General features: G+C 68.1%; 7 protein-coding genes. 5 read left to right on the top strand and 2 right to left on the bottom strand.

The genetic code is table 11. The annotated features are described in order from the left end of the window. The first annotated feature begins 54 nt into the window (after window positions 1–54). From Poly30_RS21850 to Poly30_RS21865, 4 genes are all read left to right on the top strand, one after another. Window positions 55–4,887 (top strand): CheR family methyltransferase, encoded by a 4,833-nt coding sequence (locus Poly30_RS21850; RefSeq protein ID WP_419190491.1) that lies wholly within the window; start codon window positions 55–57, stop codon window positions 4,885–4,887. Then, window positions 4,884–6,137, top strand: coding sequence for a lipopolysaccharide biosynthesis protein (locus Poly30_RS21855; protein ID WP_419190492.1), 1,254 nt, complete (start codon window positions 4,884–4,886; stop codon window positions 6,135–6,137). The genes Poly30_RS21850 and Poly30_RS21855 overlap by 4 nt, the downstream gene beginning before the upstream one ends. Window positions 6,138–6,227: 90 nt before the next feature. Then, window positions 6,228–9,713 carry a 3-keto-alpha-glucoside-1,2-lyase-like domain-containing protein gene (locus Poly30_RS21860; protein WP_145202385.1) on the top strand — a complete coding sequence of 1,162 codons (3,486 nt, stop codon included), beginning with the start codon at window positions 6,228–6,230 and terminating at the stop codon, window positions 9,711–9,713. Continuing rightward, window positions 9,714–10,415 (top strand): alpha/beta fold hydrolase, encoded by a 702-nt coding sequence (locus tag Poly30_RS21865; RefSeq protein WP_145202387.1) that lies wholly within the window; start codon window positions 9,714–9,716, stop codon window positions 10,413–10,415. A 134-nt stretch (window positions 10,416–10,549) separates the two neighbouring features. Here Poly30_RS21865 and Poly30_RS21870 read toward each other — a convergent pair whose 3' ends face one another. Then, a complete protein-coding gene (locus Poly30_RS21870) occupies window positions 10,550–12,766 on the bottom strand; it encodes a TonB-dependent receptor (protein WP_419190493.1) in 2,217 nt (738 codons plus the stop codon). A 164-nt stretch (window positions 12,767–12,930) separates the two neighbouring features. On the opposite strand from Poly30_RS21870, the gene Poly30_RS21875 reads away from it, so the two are divergent. Then, window positions 12,931–13,821 carry an energy transducer TonB gene (locus Poly30_RS21875; protein WP_145202393.1) on the top strand — a complete coding sequence of 297 codons (891 nt, stop codon included), beginning with the start codon at window positions 12,931–12,933 and terminating at the stop codon, window positions 13,819–13,821. A 7-nt stretch (window positions 13,822–13,828) separates the two neighbouring features. Here Poly30_RS21875 and Poly30_RS21880 read toward each other — a convergent pair whose 3' ends face one another. Beyond that, window positions 13,829–15,745: an OPT family oligopeptide transporter gene (locus Poly30_RS21880; RefSeq protein WP_145202396.1), complete on the bottom strand. Its 1,917-nt coding sequence runs from the start codon at window positions 15,743–15,745 to the stop codon at window positions 13,829–13,831. Window positions 15,746–15,775: the final 30 nt, after the last annotated feature.

The following is a 15,775-nucleotide window of genomic DNA, read 5'->3' on the forward strand; positions in this document are numbered from 1 at the left end:
ACTACCATGGGCGGCCAAGACCTGTCGTCCGCTCGGCCGATCCCTCGCCTGCCCATGAAATTACGAGAGTTCGACTCCCCCGCCGACGAAGTGGAGAATCCATTGCCGGTGGTCGCCATCGCATGCGCTGATGGGCATGGAGCAGCGATCGACGGCCTGATGGAGTCGATCAGGCGGCTGGGACGCGCCGTGGTCTTGGTGCCTTCCCATCTGGTCGCTGCGGAGGCCCAAGGGGATGGGACGCGGCATGGGCAGGGGGAAGGGCCCGCGGAGGCATGGGGGGAGTCCGCCCGGGAAGGAAGCGCCGTCGACCCGATCGACGTGGCGGAGGACGTCCCGGTGCCCGTGGGGGTCGACCACTTGCCCGTGGTCGACGATCGAGGCACCGCAGGAACGTATCTCGTCGAGCCGATGGTCGGAAGCGGCCCCCTGGCCCTCGACGAGTTCGCACGGCGTGTCGCCAACGTGTTCGGAGACCGCGCCGTCTTCATCGCGTGGGGTTCGATCCATCCCACCGATCTGGCCAGGATCGAGGAGGCCGCGGCCCACGCCGCTGCGTTCGTTCGACTCCAGAACGACTTCTCCGGTGAAATGGACGAGGCCCAGGCGCGCATCGTCGAGAAGCACCTGCGAAGGGTGCGGGGCGCGGAGACCTCGGACTTCCACGCCGAGATTCATGCGCTACTTCCTGAGTTTGCGGAAGCAGCACTGCACCACTCGACGCTCGACCTTCGCCACTACAAGCACGGGACGCTGGTGCGCCGCATCGCGCAGCGAATCGGCGTGGTTCGCGCGGGCAGTCCCACCGAGTACCTCAAGCAGCTCAAGGCAAGCGCCTCCGAGTCCCTTGCGCTCGTCCAGAGCGTGCTGATCGGTGTCACGTCGTTCTTCAGGGATCCGGAGGCTTTCGCCGCCCTGCGCCGTCGGATCGAGACGCGCCTCATCGAGGACTCCGCCGCGGGATTGACGGGCACCTTTCGTATCTGGGTACCCGGATGTTCGACCGGCGAAGAGGCCTACTCACTGGCCATCCTCACCGCCGAACTCCTCCGCGTACTCCACTCCGACCGCCCGTTCCAGGTCTTCGCCACGGATCTCAACGCGGCCGCACTCGTCAAGGCCCGGCGCGGTGACTACGCCGAGGGCAGCCTCGAGCCGCTGGACGCGGCGCTCCGCGACCGGTACTTCGATGAGCGCGGCGGCCAGTGGCGCCTGAAAGAGTCGCTGCGCGAGCGCGTCCTCTTCAGCGTCCACAATCTCATCAACGACCCTCCGCTCAATCGGATGGACCTGGTGAGCTGCCGGAACCTGATGATCTACCTGGGGCCGCATCTCCAGAAGAAGCTCTTCCCGCTCTTCCACTTCGCGCTTGCGCCCGGTGGCACGCTCTTCCTGGGATCGAGCGAGAGTCTCCTGGAGCACAAGAGCCTGTTCGATCCCGTCGAGGAACGGTTCAACATCGCGGTTCGTCGTGACGTGGCCCCGCAGCGCCTCGTGCACAACCAGGCCGCCTCCGGACCCTCGCTGGCGAAAGGACGATTGCCGGGCGACGCCGAACCCCGCCCGATCGACCTCGTCGATCTCATGAAGGGCATCGTCCTCGACGAGTTCGTCCCTGCGAGTATCGTCATCGACGGGGACGGCCAGATCCGAGCGGCCTCGCCCGGGATGGACCCGTTCCTCAGCGTGACCGCGGGCGAATTCAGGAACAACATTTTCTGGCTGGCCCGACCGGGGCTCCGTCCCGCCCTGCGAGCTGCGATCGGCCAAGCGACCGCGCACAAACGGCGCGTGGTGGTCGACAGGGTGTGGGTCCAAAGAGACGATGCCCAGCAGCAGATGATGATCACCGTCCAGCCGATGCCGAGTAGCGGCGTCGGGAGCGGACTGTTCCTGGTCGTGTTCCATGAGGTGGGCCTCCCGGTCGAGGCCCATGCGCCCGAGGAGGCGGCCTCGACGGACCACGCTCTCGCGCTGGAAGCTGAGCTTTCGAAGCTGCGCCGCGAGTACGAGGACACGGTACAAAGGCTCGAAGCCGCGAACGAAGAGCTCAAGAGCGGCAACGAAGAACTCATCAGCATCAACGAAGAGCTGCGGTCCACCAATGACGAGCTCAACGCCAGCAAGGAGGAGGTCCAGCGGGCCCACGCGCAGCTGGCCCGAGTGCACGACGAGGTGGAGAACCTGCTCCTCAACACCGAGGCCGCCACGATCTTCCTGGATGGCGAGAACCGAATTCTCCGCTACACGCCCACGGCGACGCGCATCTTCAACATCCTCCCGGCGGACGTGGGTCGTCCCCTTCACCACCTCACGCACCTCGCCGACCAGATGCCGTCCATGGACGCCGGCGAAGAGCATTCGAACCTCCGCCGCATCACGCTGAAGGACGGCTCGGTGATGCAGCGCCGCGTGCGCCCGCTGACGGCTTCCGACGGAACGAAGATCGGTCGCGTCATCAACTTCGACGACATCACGACGGTCGACCGGGCGAGGCGCGAGGAGGCGGCCCGCCTCTCCGAGCTGCGCGCCGTCTACGCGAGCGCGGGCGTCGGCCTCGCGCTCGTGACGAGGGACCTCGTGATCACGAGCGCCAACCGTCAGTTCAGCAGCCTGCTGCTGGCGGGCAAGAAGAACGTCAGCGGAAAGGCACTTGGCTCGGCGGCGGGCCTGGAACTCGATTACGTGCTGCCTCCGGACATGATGGAGGGGATCCAATCGCTGGTGCTCGCCTTGTCGTCGAACGAACAGACGGCCTTCCACGTGGAACTGCGCGGCCGAACCCACGACGGCGAGTGGCGGTCCTGGCGAGTCAGCGGGCGCCGTACGTCTGCTGAACCCGTCGCGAGCGGTTTCAGCCTCGCCGTGGATGACATCAGCGAGCGAGTGGAAGCGGAGAATCGCGCGCTGAAGAGCAGCGCTTTCCTCCGATCGATCGTGGACGCCGTGGAAGCGTTCATCGGCGTTTGTGATTCCGAAGGCCGGCTGACCGAATGCAACCGCCAGTTGCTGGAAGCCATTGATGCGACGTCCGACGAGGTTCTCGGGCTCCCGTTCGAGCAGACGCCGTGGTGGTCCCACGACGAGGCGACGCGCATGGTCGTCAAGGAGCTGGTCCAGCAAGCCCTCGCGGGCGAATCGGTCCGCCGCACGCTCACCTATAGAAACGCCGGTGGCGAGGTGCGGCACCTGGACTTCCAGGCGAGCCCGATGCAGGGCTCGTCCGGAGCGAACGTCCAGGCCGTCGTCTCGGGCTTCGACACGGAGGAGCGCTTCCAGACGTCCGAGAGGCTGCGTCTCTTGAACCGCCAGCTCGAGATCGCGCTGCGCTCGGTCGAGATGGGGACCTGGTGGTGGTTCCTCGACTCCGATGAACTGCTGTTCGACGCACCCGAAAGAGCCCTCTGGGGCTTGGACGCCACCGAGGAAGTCACGCTGAAGAAGGTGATGGCCCTGGTGCATCCCGACGATGTGCAGGGGCTCGATGAGGCGTTGAGCACAGCCATCGAAGCGGAGTCGACGTACGAGCACTCCTTTCGCGTGCTGCGTCCTGACGGAACCCTCCGCCGGCTCGGGGCCCAGGGGGAAACCTTCATCGACGAGGAGTCCAAGCGGCGGGTTCTCGTGGGCGTCAACTGGGACACCACGGAGGAGTTCGAGCGTTCGCAGGAACTCGAGGAAGCGCGACGCCAGGCAGAAGCGGCCAACCGTGCCAAGAGCGAGTTCCTGGCCAACATGAGCCACGAGATCCGAACGCCGATGACGGCCATCCTCGGGTACGCGGACATCCTCGCCAAGCACCTCAAGGATCCGGACAACACCAACCTCGTGGAGACGATCCGCAGAAACGGACGCTTCCTCCTGGAGATCCTCAACGACATCCTCGATCTCGCGAAGATCGAGAGCGGGATGCTGCCCGTCCAGCTCGTGCCCACACCGCCCGAGCAGGTCGTCGAGGAGGTCGCCTCCCTGATGCAGGTGCGGGCCATCGAAAAGGGCATCGATCTGAAGGTGGAGTACGACACCCAGCTGCCGACCGCCGTCGAGTGCGATCCGATCCGGCTTCGCCAGGTACTCCTGAACCTCGTCGGCAACGCCGTCAAGTTCACGGATCGTGGCGGCGTGGCGATCCGCGTCACCGCAAATTCGTCGAGCGCTCTCTTCGAGGTCGAGGACACGGGCATCGGTATCGACCCAATGGATATCCCCACGCTGTTCGAGCCCTTCACGCAGGTCGACAACTCGTCCCAGCGCGAGCGGGGCGGCACGGGCCTCGGCCTCACGATCAGTCGCCGCCTCTGCCAGGCCATGTCGGGTGATCTGACGGTGAATAGCCAGCCCGGCGCGGGAAGCAAGTTCACCGTCAGCCTCCCCATCAAGGACTATCCTCCGGTCCCGCGCACGGTCCTACCCGTGACCCCCTCGACGGCCAGAGCCAGCGAGCCCTTCTCGGAGCGCGCGGTTCTCGACCGCCGCGTGCTGGTGGTCGATGACCGGCGAGACGTCCGCTCCCTCGTGCAGTTTCTCTTCGAGGACGCGGGCGCCGAGGTGCTCCTCGCGTCCCACGGAAAGGAAGCCGTGGAGCGCTACGAGGGATCACGGCGGCCGGGGGCTTCACCGATCGACCTGATCATCATGGACATGCAGATGCCGGTGATGGACGGCTACGCTGCGGCCAGGCACCTGCGCAAGATCGGCTGCAAGCTCCCCATCATCGCCGTGACCGCGCACGCGATGCAGGGGGAACTCGAGAAGTGCCTCGAGGCTGGCTGCACGGACTACACGACGAAGCCGATCGATGGCGATCTGCTCCTGCGGATGGCGTCGGCCCTTCTGCCGGATGGTCCCGCGGGGCTCGGGGCCGAGAAAGACCGCGAGTTGACTTGAGCGACCCCACGCCGACGCGCGTTCCCCGCCGTGTGTTCCAAGCGGCGGGCTGGCTGATCGGCGGCCGACTCGTGGGATCCGCGTGTACGTTCGTCACGCTCTTTCTCCTGGCGCAAGCGCTGGAAGGAAAAGCGTTCGGGCGGCTGACCTTCTGGATCTCCACGTTTCTCGTGCTCGATGGCGTCGTGGATTTTGGCACGGGGGCGACGGCGCTCCAGCGGATTTCCTCGGACCCCGAAAGCGCCGGCGCCGTGCTCCGAACGGCGCGGAGAGCGCGAATGGGCATGGCGCTCCTCGTCGTCGCCGCGGTGGCGACCACGGGGTTCGCGCTGGAAGGCGGTGATGCGCCCTTCCTCGCCATTGCCGCCCTCTATCAGCTCAGCCACGTGCTGGAACTCTCGACGCTGGGGTGGCGCGACCGCATCGCGTGGCGTTCTCCAGTCCTGGTTCGCGCAGGTGCGGCGCTCTGCAGTCTCGCCGCCGTGCTGGCGCTGCTCCAGACCGGCGAGCCGCGGCCCCTTGCCTACCTCCTTGCGATCGCGTTCGGCAGTACGCTGGGAAACTTCGCGCTGCATCACTTCGGGCGCCCCGGGCTGCCGAGCACCCGCGGCGTGGCCCCCGCGCCCCTTCGGCCGTTCCTCGTGGCGTCGATCCCGATGGGAGCCGCTGCGGTCTGCCAGCAGCTCTACTTCCACGTCGACAACGTCTTCGTTCGCGCGAGCGAAGGGGACACCGCGGTCGGGCACTACGGCGTCGCGGTTCGCGTGATGAGCCTCTCCATCATGGGCGGAGTCTTCGCGGCGTCCGCCGCCCAGCCCTGGTTGACGCGCGCTCATCTGCGCGGGGAACTCCTGGGCGCGGCGATGGGACTGGCGGGCCTCAGCGCGCTCCTCGGCGCAGCGGTCGCGGGCCTCGCCTTCCCGTTCCGAGAAGAGATTCTCGGTCTCTTCGGCGAGGAGTTCCGTGTGGCGGCGCCTTCCCTCGCGTGGCTTCTCGGGGCGGCCTTCGCCGTCCACCTCGGTGCGCCGCTCCTGACCGCCGTGGTCGCCGCGGGGCGCGGGCGCTCGGTGCTCGTCGCCGCCGCCATCGGACTTCTGCTCAACGTCGCCGGGAACGCGTGGCTCGTTCCGAGCCACGGCATGGAGGGCGCTGCCATCGCGACCCTCGCGACGGAAGTCTGGATCGTGGTGGCGGCCTTCATGGCACTGGTGCGCTCGCAGCGACTCGGCCCCCCGCTCGCTCCCTCCTGAAGAGCTCACCCTCGTGCGCGATCGTCGCAGCGATCCGTGTTATGGAAAGCCTGCCCGTGAGCCCCGCCGACAACCGTCTACGATGGGTCCATGGATCCCCTCCGCCCACGACTTCGCCTGACCGCTCTCGTCGTCCTCGCCCTTAGCTCGCTGTCTCATCCCGGGTTCGGCCAGGAAACGACCTCGCTCTTCGACGGCTCGACGCTTTCGGGCTGGTCCGGCGACGAGCGCTTTTGGTCCGTCGAAGACGGCGTCATCCTGGGCCGGAGCACGCCCGAGAACCCGCTCTCCGCCACGACCTACCTCACGTACACGAACGGGGAGTACCGCGACTTCGACATCTCCCTGGAGTTCAGGATCGACGGGCAGGGCAGCAACTCGGGCCTGCAGTTCCGCAGCATCCCCGGCGAGAACCACCAGGTCCTGGGCTACCAGGCCGACCTGGACGCGGCGCGCGACTGGACCGGCGGGATCTACGAGCAGGGCGGCCGCGGCGTGATCGCCCGGCGCGGCGTGAGGATGCTGCAGAACGGAAAGCACTCTGCCTACGAGCTGCTCGGCGATCTGGCGGAGCTCAAGAAGCTCGGGGCTCCGGGCGAGTGGCACACGTACCGCGTCCGCGCCGAGGGCACGCGCATCCGGATCTGGGTGGACGGCACGCTGACCTGCGACTACGACGATCGCGAGGCCATGTTCGACGGCGGCAGCTTCGCGTTCCAGCTCCACCAGGGTCCGCCGATGGAAGTTCGCTACCGGAACATCGAGGTCGAGCGACTTCCGGCTTCGACCGTGCCGGAGACGAGGTTCGGGACCGCGCAGTGGATCTGGACGCCGGAGGGAGCGCGCGACGCGCAGGTGGTGCGCTTCGAGCGCAGGCTGCATCCCAAGGGACCCGTCGAGAAGGCCACGCTGCACGCCACGTGCGACGACGGCGTCGAGTTCTCGATGAACGACCGGGTCTTCGCAGGAGGAGACGACTGGAAGGCGCCGTTCTCGGCGGCGCTGCAGCCCAAGATGATCAAGGCCCTGAGCGCGGGCAAGCCCATCGTGCTGCGGGCCGAGGCGTGGAACCTGAGTGGAGCCGCCGGCCTGATCGCCCGACTCGACATCGAGTACAAGGACGGAACGAAGGAGTCCGTCGAGACGAATCGATGGTGGACCAAGCGGGTCGACGGCGAGCCGAAGCCCGCGGAGGAACTCGGCCCCATCAGCGCGGAGTCCACGGACCGCCGTCCCTGGGGCATGCCGAGCGGAGAGAGCAGCGGCGTGCCAGACCTGCCGCTCGCGGCTTCGAAGCTGGAGGTCCAGCCCGGCTACAGGGCCGAGGAGATCTTGCGGGTTCCGCGGGGGTACGGGTCGTGGGTCACCCTCGCCGTCGACGGAAAGGGACGGCTGATCGCGGCGGCCGAGGCGGAGAAAGGGCTCTTCCGCATCACCCTGCGGAAAGGCGGGCTGCCGACCGTCGAGCCCCTCGGCCTCGACATCGAGGGCGCCCAGGGGCTCCTCGTCCACGGCCGTGATCTCTACATCATGCAGAACGCGATGACCGGCGTGGACAACGGGCTCTTCCGCGCGCGCGACACGGATGGCGACGACCTTTACGACGAGCTGAAGCTCCTGACGAAGCTCGATGGCTCGGGCGAGCACGGACCGCACGCGATCTGGTTGACGCCGGACGGTGAACACCTGGAGGTGATCGCGGGCAACACCACGGCTTTCCCCGCGAACGTCGAGCGCTTCCACATGGTGCCGAACTGGCGGGACGACCAGCTCCTGCCGAGCCTCCCCGACACGTTCGGACATGGGAACGCCATGCACGACCATGGCGGCTGGCTCGGGCGCTGCGACCTCGACGGTGAGCACTGGGAGATCCTCTCCACCGGCATTCGCAACGCCTTCGACTTTGCGTACGACCGCGCGGGCAACCGTTTCGCGTTCGACGCGGACATGGAGTGGGACATGGGAGCGCCGTGGTATCGCGCGCCGAGGTTGCTCCACGTGGCACCCGGCGTGGAGTTCGGCTGGCGCCGCGGCTCCGGCAAGATCATGGGGAGCGAGCCGGACACCCTGGATGCCGTGGCCGAAACGGGACCCGCGTCGCCGGTCGGAGTGCTGCACGGCAAGGACGGCCGCTTCCCAGGGGCGCTGGGCGAGGCGCTCTTTCTGGGCGACTGGACGCGGGGCATCATCTACAGCGTGGCGCTGCGTGAGGATGGCGACACGTTTCGCGGTGAGCCGAAGCCGTTCGTCAGCGGGCGGCCCTTCCCGCTCACGGACATGGTGTGGCTCGACGATGGTTCCATGGCCGTCGTGACCGGCGGCCGGGGCAGGCGCTCGGCCATCTACCGGATCGCGGCCGAGGAGCCGCGCGCAGCCGATGCCCCGAGGGGCGTCGCCGAGATCACCGCGGAGCCCGGCAAGCTCGCGGCCCAGGCAAGGCGCGCCGCTCTCGAACTCGACCCGGCCATCGGAACGTGGGCGCCCGCCGCCTTGGCCGCCAAGGATCCGGTCGGCTGGCTGGCGATCGCCCGGGTCGGCGGCCCGGAATGGCAGAAGCCGCTCCTCGAGAACCTGATGGAAGAGCCGGTGCCGATGGGCCACGCGGCGCTCCGGGCGATCGAACTGAGCCTGGCGCGATCGGGTGCGCCCGCTGACGACGTTCGCGCCGCGCTGCTCGCGCGCCTCGAGGCCGAAGTGCCAGCGCACGACGAGCCGATCCCCCACGACGTCAAGCTGACCGAACTGCTCGTGTACCTCGGCTCCGACCGAGCGCCGGCGTTCGCGGTCCCGCGGATGCTGAGCGCCGTAACCCAGGAACGCGCCATCGACTTCGCGCTCCAGCTGCGTCTTGCCGAGAGCGGCTGGACACCCGAGCTGGCGAAGAGCTACCTCGACTTCCTGCACACGGACGCGCGCCGTTTCCTGGGCGGTCGCAGCATCGAGGGCTACCTGAACCGGATCCGCGAGGCCGCGCTCGAGCGCGCCGGGAGGGCCATCGAAGGTGGCTACACGCCGCCGCCGCTCGCGGAGCCCGCGGCACCGCTGTACGAGATGGAGACTCCGCTCTTCGTCGAGCAATGGTCGCTCCCCGCGCTCGCCACGGTCCACGGACAGATCGCCGGAGCCAACGACCGCGCGCTCGGCGAGCGTTCGTTCCGTCGAGCGGGCTGCTATGCCTGTCACCGCGTGGGCGAGGAGGGCGGCGGCACCGGCCCGGACCTGACCGATGCGGGCGGACGCTTCACCTCGCGCGATCTCCTGATCGCCATCCTCGAGCCGTCCCGGGACATCTCCGACCAGTACCTCGACACCGAGGTCTGGACGAAGGACTCCGAGGTCTACGTGGGCCGCCTGGTCGAACAAGACGCCGAATGGACGACTCTCCAGCTACCGCCCTCGGAGCCCGGCGGAACCGACGGAGCGCTCGTTGACGTGCCCGCCGAAGACATACAGCTCGTCCGGGCCCATCCAATCTCGAGGATGCCGAGCGGCATGCTAGATGGACTCCACACCGCCGAGATCGTCGAGCTCCTGGCCTGGCTCCTCGACGACCCGGCTGGCCGGAAAGAACGGTAGATGGTACCCATCGCTTCCACGCCCGAGCCACCCACGCTCGTCCTACTTCCCGGGCTGGATGGCACGCGCTTCCTCTTCGAACCGTTTCTACGGGCGTGGGGTTCGGAGGCCATGGTCGTCACCTATCCGACCACGCTGCCGAGCGACTATGACACTCTCCTGCCGCTCGTTCTGGCAGCGCTCCCCAAGGGTCGCGACTTCGTACTCCTCGGCTGGTCCTTCTCCGGTCCACTCGCCCTCATGGCCGCAGCCACGCGACCCGAACGCCTGAAGGGAGTCGTGCTCTGCGCCTCCTTCGTCGAGAAGCCCCTCCCTTGGGTTCCCGTGTTCGCGCGCCACTTCACCTGGCCGGTGCTCTTCGGCTTCACCGGGTCACTGGCGATCGCCAAGACCGCGCTGGCGGGCTACGGGTCGAAGGAGGTTAACGCGCTGATCGGCCGAGCGCACGATGCGGTCCCCTCGGCCGTGATGGCCGCGCGGGTCCGGGAGGTTCTCACCGTCGACGTCCGCGACGAGCTGGTCCAGTGTCCTGTCCCCGTTCTCTACCTGGAGGCTGCGAGGGACCGGATCGTTCCGAGGCGCAACCTGGAGCGAATCCAGCAAATGCGGCCCGATGTCCTGGTGCGGACCATCCCCGGTCCCCACATCGCGCTCGCCATCCATCCGATAGAAGCGGCTGAGGCAATCCGCCGTTTTCCGTGAACGCGCCAGAAGCCCACGAAGCCAACTCCGTCGATCCGTGCATGAAGAAAGGCACGCTCGCTCTGTCCATCGTTTCTCTCACCACTCTCACCCTCGGCTCCTGCGCCTCATCCGCCCTGACAGCCCCATAGCATCTAGAACGACCAGCGCGCGCTCACCACCGCGTTGCGGCCGGGCTGGTTCTGACCCGAGCCGTGGACGCGGTAGTCCTCGTCCAGAAGGTTCTCGATCGAGAACGTCATGCGGAAGGCTTCGCTGAAGCGATAGCTCGCGAACAGATCGAACACCTCGTAGCCAGGCGTGCCGCCGGGCGGGATCCGCGAGTCGTCTCGCAGGTCCCCTGGCGAAAGGCGGTCGGCCTTGTTCGAGTGCAGCCAGCGCGCCTCGAAGATCCACGGGGTGCCGTCCGGGACGAAGCGAAACCCGAGCTGGGACATGAACGGCATGAGGCGCGTCGGCACCGCCTCGATCACGGGCTCGCCGAGGCCCGCGCGCGTCTCCTCCTGGCCGTCCAGGAACGCCGCGTTGCCGAAGACCGTCCACTCGGGCGCGAAGCGGTACGCGGCGCCGATCTCGGCGCCACCGATCGTCGAGCTGCCCACGTTCTCCTTTGTGATCTCGACGTCCCCGTCCGCGTTGACCTGGCCGGTCGGGAAGCGCTGGATGATGTCGTCGCCTTCGGTGAGGAACGTCGAGAACTGCAGCGACAGGTCCTTGGACTCATGCTTCAGGCCGATCTCGTAGGCGAGGTACCTTTCGGGATCGAGGCCGGGGCTCGGGATCTCGAACTCATCGGTGCGCGCCGCATCGAAGCGCGAGAGATCCGAGAGGTTCGGAGCACGGAAGCCCTGGGAGACGCCGCCGAAGAGAGCGACGGTTCGCTTGCCGTCGTCGATGAGGCGCGTCTCGAAGCGGAGCGAGCCGGTGAGCGCAGCCCAGTCCTCGTCGATGGAGACCTGCGAGTCCGTGACCGGGTCGCGGACCTCGTTCGCGTCGGCGGCCGCGTAGGTCGCGCGCGCTCCAGCCGTGAGAGTCGTGTGGCTGGCCAGGTCCCACGCCGTCTCGGCGAAGAGTCCGCCGAGATCGTAGGTGGCGTCGTCCGCGACCGGGCCCTGGATGCCATCCGCGGGCGTCTGGTCGCCGAAGCGGTCGAGGAAGGAGTCCACGCTGTCGCGATACCACTCGGCCCCCACCGTGAGCGCGCCGAACGAGGTATCGCGGCTCGCGCGCAGCTGAAGTCCGATCGTCCCGACGTCGAAGCCCGAGTCGTCGAAACGGCCGCCGCTGCGCTCCCTCTGGCGTAGCTCTTCCTGGCGGTGGTAGCTGAGCGTCGACTGCGTCTCCCAGTCACCGGAGGCGGCCGCCGCGGTGTCGAGGCGCAGGTACGCGAGCGTCCGCGTTTGATCGAAGTCGTGGCGCAGGTCGCTGCCGACGCTGGAGCCATTGAAGGGCACCGCATCGACCGTTCGGTGGGTCCGCGGCGCGTCATCGATCTCGACGCGGTTCACCGCGAAGGTCAGCTTGCTGAGCGGGTCGAGCCTGTGCTCCAGCTTGAAGTCCCCGTCCCACTCGTCGTAGCTCGTGTTCGGAAGCTCACCGCTCGGGTAGCCAGCCTCCGTATTGCCGAAGTCCTTGATGGTGCCACCGAGATGCCACGCGGTGTCGGACCCGATCACGCCGCCGAGTTCGGCCCGCGTGATCACGTAGTTCGCGGCATCCGCCGCGCGCATGTAGATCTCGCCACCCACCGGCCGATCCCAGATCGTGGGGCTCTTCGTCAGCGCCTGCATGGTACCGCCGATCGCGTCGGACCCGTAGAGGACCGAACTCGGCCCCTTGACCACCTCGACGGCCTGGAGCCCGAGCGGATCGATCGTGCCCGCGTACTGGTTCGGACCGTCGCGGAAGACCGAGTTGTTCACGCGGATCCCGTCGATCAGGAGGAGCGTTCGGAAGCCGGTGAAGCCGCGGATGTAGGGCGACCCCTGGGCGACGCCGGTCGACTGGGTCAACACGCCGGGGACGTCGCGAAGAGCCTCCGGGAACGTTCGAAAGGTGCTGAGGCGCTCCTCCGTGATCCGATCCACCGTGAAGGGTACGTCCAGAATCGTGGCGGGCCGCAGGGTCGGCGTGACCACGAGCGTATCCAGGTCCAGAGCGACCGTCTCCCCGGGCTCCTTCGACTCCCGGACGGCCTTCGCCGAGTTCTTGTCGGAGGGATCCTCCACCTGGAGGGCGGCCCAGGACGGCGTGGTGAGCGCCCCGAGAGAGAGGCAGGTCGCGAGGGCCCCGGAGCGGAGTCCGGAGCGGGTCAGGAACAGGTTGGCACGCGGGCCTGAGGGGATCGCCACGGAAAATTCTGAGACAGAGGGTGGGTGGAAAAGGGCCAGCACAGGCCGAAGGAGAGGGAGCCTGCGCGCCCGTGCGGCGCTTTCGAACGGGACCTGTCGCCTCCGGTTCAGCAATCCCGCAGAATTCATGAGCCGCCAGTGCGGTGCTCCGTTCCAGACGACCCATGCCGCCAGCGCGCACGAACCCACCCACCAGCCAGGCCCTCGCCCCGTCGAGCAGCTCCTCCGCTGGCGTGCCCGCCGGCAGCGCCCTGGGCCCGATGAGCCTCGGGGTGTCCCTGGCCGTCCACGGCGCGGCGGTCGCCTCCATCGTTCTGGCGTTCTATTCCCCGTGGGCCCCGTCAGAGCCGGAAGAGGGCTCCCGCGACGTGGTCGCCGCTCGGATGGAGGCGCCCGACAGGACGATCCTCGACGAACCCGAAGAGGAGCGCCTCGCCGAACTTCAGGAACCCGTCGAGGTCCTGGAGCCGATTCCCCTGGACGACTTCGAGGACCTCTTCAGCGAGGACCTTCCGGATCCGTTCGCCCCCGTCGAGCCGGAGACCTTCGAGGCTCCGCTGGCGCCGCCCGAACTGAATCCGCTGGACCTTCTGCAGGACCTGGAACTCCCGAACCCAGCTCGGCCCTCGGAAGCGGTCGCCTTGCCGGAGCCCGCCGAATCCCAGCCCGTCGAATCCCAGCCGGCCGAAGCCGCTCCCTCGGAGAGCTCGACCGTCGCGGATGTCGAAGCCCCCGTCGAGAAAGAGGGTGAGACGACGGCCGAGGCCACCGCGTCGGAGGCCATGGTCCTGCCGAGCCCCATCCCGAGCGAGTGCCCGCCCCCGATCTACCCGCGCCTCGCGGAGCGTCGCGGCTGGACCGGCACCACCGTGCTCCTCATCGACGTCGCCGCCGACGGAACCGTCACCGGCGTGCGCATCGAGTCCTCCAGCGGGCACGAGGTCCTGGACGAGGCCGCCGTCGCGGCAGTCCGGACCTGGCGCTTCCGGCCAGGGACGCTGGGCGGCCAGACCGCCGCCCTCGTTGTCCGCAAGCCGATCCGCTTCGACCGCTGATTCCGGATCAGCTCGACTGCCTGGCGGCGCGCGTCCGGGACGCGAAAAGCGCGATCCCCAGGATCACGGCAGCCCATGTCACCCAGGTCGTGACGGTTTCGTTCTCCGTCACGGTCACGCTGCTGACGCCCACCGCGGCGAGCGCCGCGAGCCCGACGCCCATGAGAGCCTCACCCGCGATCACGCCGGAGCAGAAGAGCACGCCGCGCTGGGAGCGCGCTTCGCTCTCCTCATCGGACTTCGAGCCGCGCAGCACGATCGCGCTGAGGATGCCGCCGATGAGAATGGGCGGCGCCAGCGAGAACGGAAGGTAGATCCCGACGGCGATCGGCATCAGGTGCGCGCGAAACTTCGCGCCGCTCGCCTTGAGCGCCGCGTCGACGACCAGGATGCCGACGCCGATGGCCGCGCCGATCAGGATCAGGTTCCAGGGCAGGAGCGCCTTGCCCGAGAAGCCCTGGGCCAGGCTCGCGAAGAGCCCCGCCTGGGGCGCCGAGAGGTTCTCGCCGCCGATGCCTCCTTCGACGTTGTTGTTGAGCAGCGTCAGGATCGGCGCCATCACGAGCGAGGCGACCGCGACGCCGCTGATCTGCATGATCTGCTGGCGGAACGGCGAGGCGCCGACGATGGCTCCGGTCTTGAGGTCGTTGCAGACGTCCCCTGATGTGCAGGCGACGCAGCAGATCACCGCGGCCACGCCGATGGTCGCCACCGCCGCCTCGGGGCCGCGGTAGCCCACGAGGTACAGGAGCCCACCCGCCGCCAGCACCGCGGTGATGGTCATGCCGGAGACCGGACTGTTCGAGTTGCCGACGAGGCCGACGATGTAGCTCGCGACCGCGGTGAAGAAGAACGCAGCGACGAGCGCCACGACCACGAGCAGCAGCGTGATCGGCACGTTGCCGCCCGTGAATCCGTAGTAGAGCGCGCCGATCCCGCCCATGGCAGCGAGGCCGAGCACCAGGATGATCGGCGTCGGAAGGTCGCGCTCCGACAAGGCCTTGCCCGCGAGCCCCTTGGCACCGCCGGTCAGGTGCTGAAAGGCCGCGACGAGCCCGCCGCGCACGGCCCAGATCGAGGACATGCCGCCGACGACCATCGCCCCCACGCCGATGTAGCGCACCTTGTTGGACCAGAGGTCCCGGGGGTACGCTTCTACGGTGCCGCCTCCCGCCTGGAAGGCCTCGAAGCCCCCAAACAGCGGGATCGCGATGAGCCAGCCGATCGCTCCCCCGAGGAACAGCAGGATCGAGACGTTCAGTCGAACGATGTAGCCGACGGCGACGAGCATCGGCGAGACGTCCCCGCCGAAGTAGAGCACCCGATCGCCCATGGCGCGCGCGCCCTCCAGCGTCGGCTTGAGCAGCCCGAGGAAGCTCGCGGCCACCTTGAAGAGCCCGCCCATCAGGCCGCCCAGGATCAGCCCGCGCGCGGCGTCGGCCGCCCCGGCGCTGTCCGCGTGTTCCCCCGACTCCAGCACCGCCGCGCAGGCGATGCCTTCGGGGTACGGCAAGTCCGAGGACTCGGTGATGAACACCTTGCGCATCGGGATCATCATCAGGATCCCGAGCAGGCCGCCGGTGAACGCGACGCCCGTGACGGTCCAGAAGTGGAAGTCGGTCCACGTCCCCATCAGGATCAGCGCGGGCATCGTGAAGATGATGCCCGCCGCCAGGCTCTCCCCCGCCGAGGCGCAGGTCTGCACCTGGTTCGCCTCCAGGATCGATCGATCCTTGAAGACGTATCGGAACACCAGCATCGCCATGACGGCGGCCGGGATCGACGCCGACACGGTCATGCCAGCGTAGAGGCCGACGTAGACGTTGGCCGCTCCCATGACGACCGCGAGGATAAGCCCGAGCACGATGGCCCGGACGGTCAGCTCAGGTCGCGGCGCCTCGGGCGCTGATTGGGTATTCACCATGCCAGCAGCATAGCGAAGTCGCCCTCCATC

The organism is Saltatorellus ferox, from assembly GCA_007751475.1.
Taxonomy (GTDB): Bacteria; Planctomycetota; UBA1135; order UBA1135.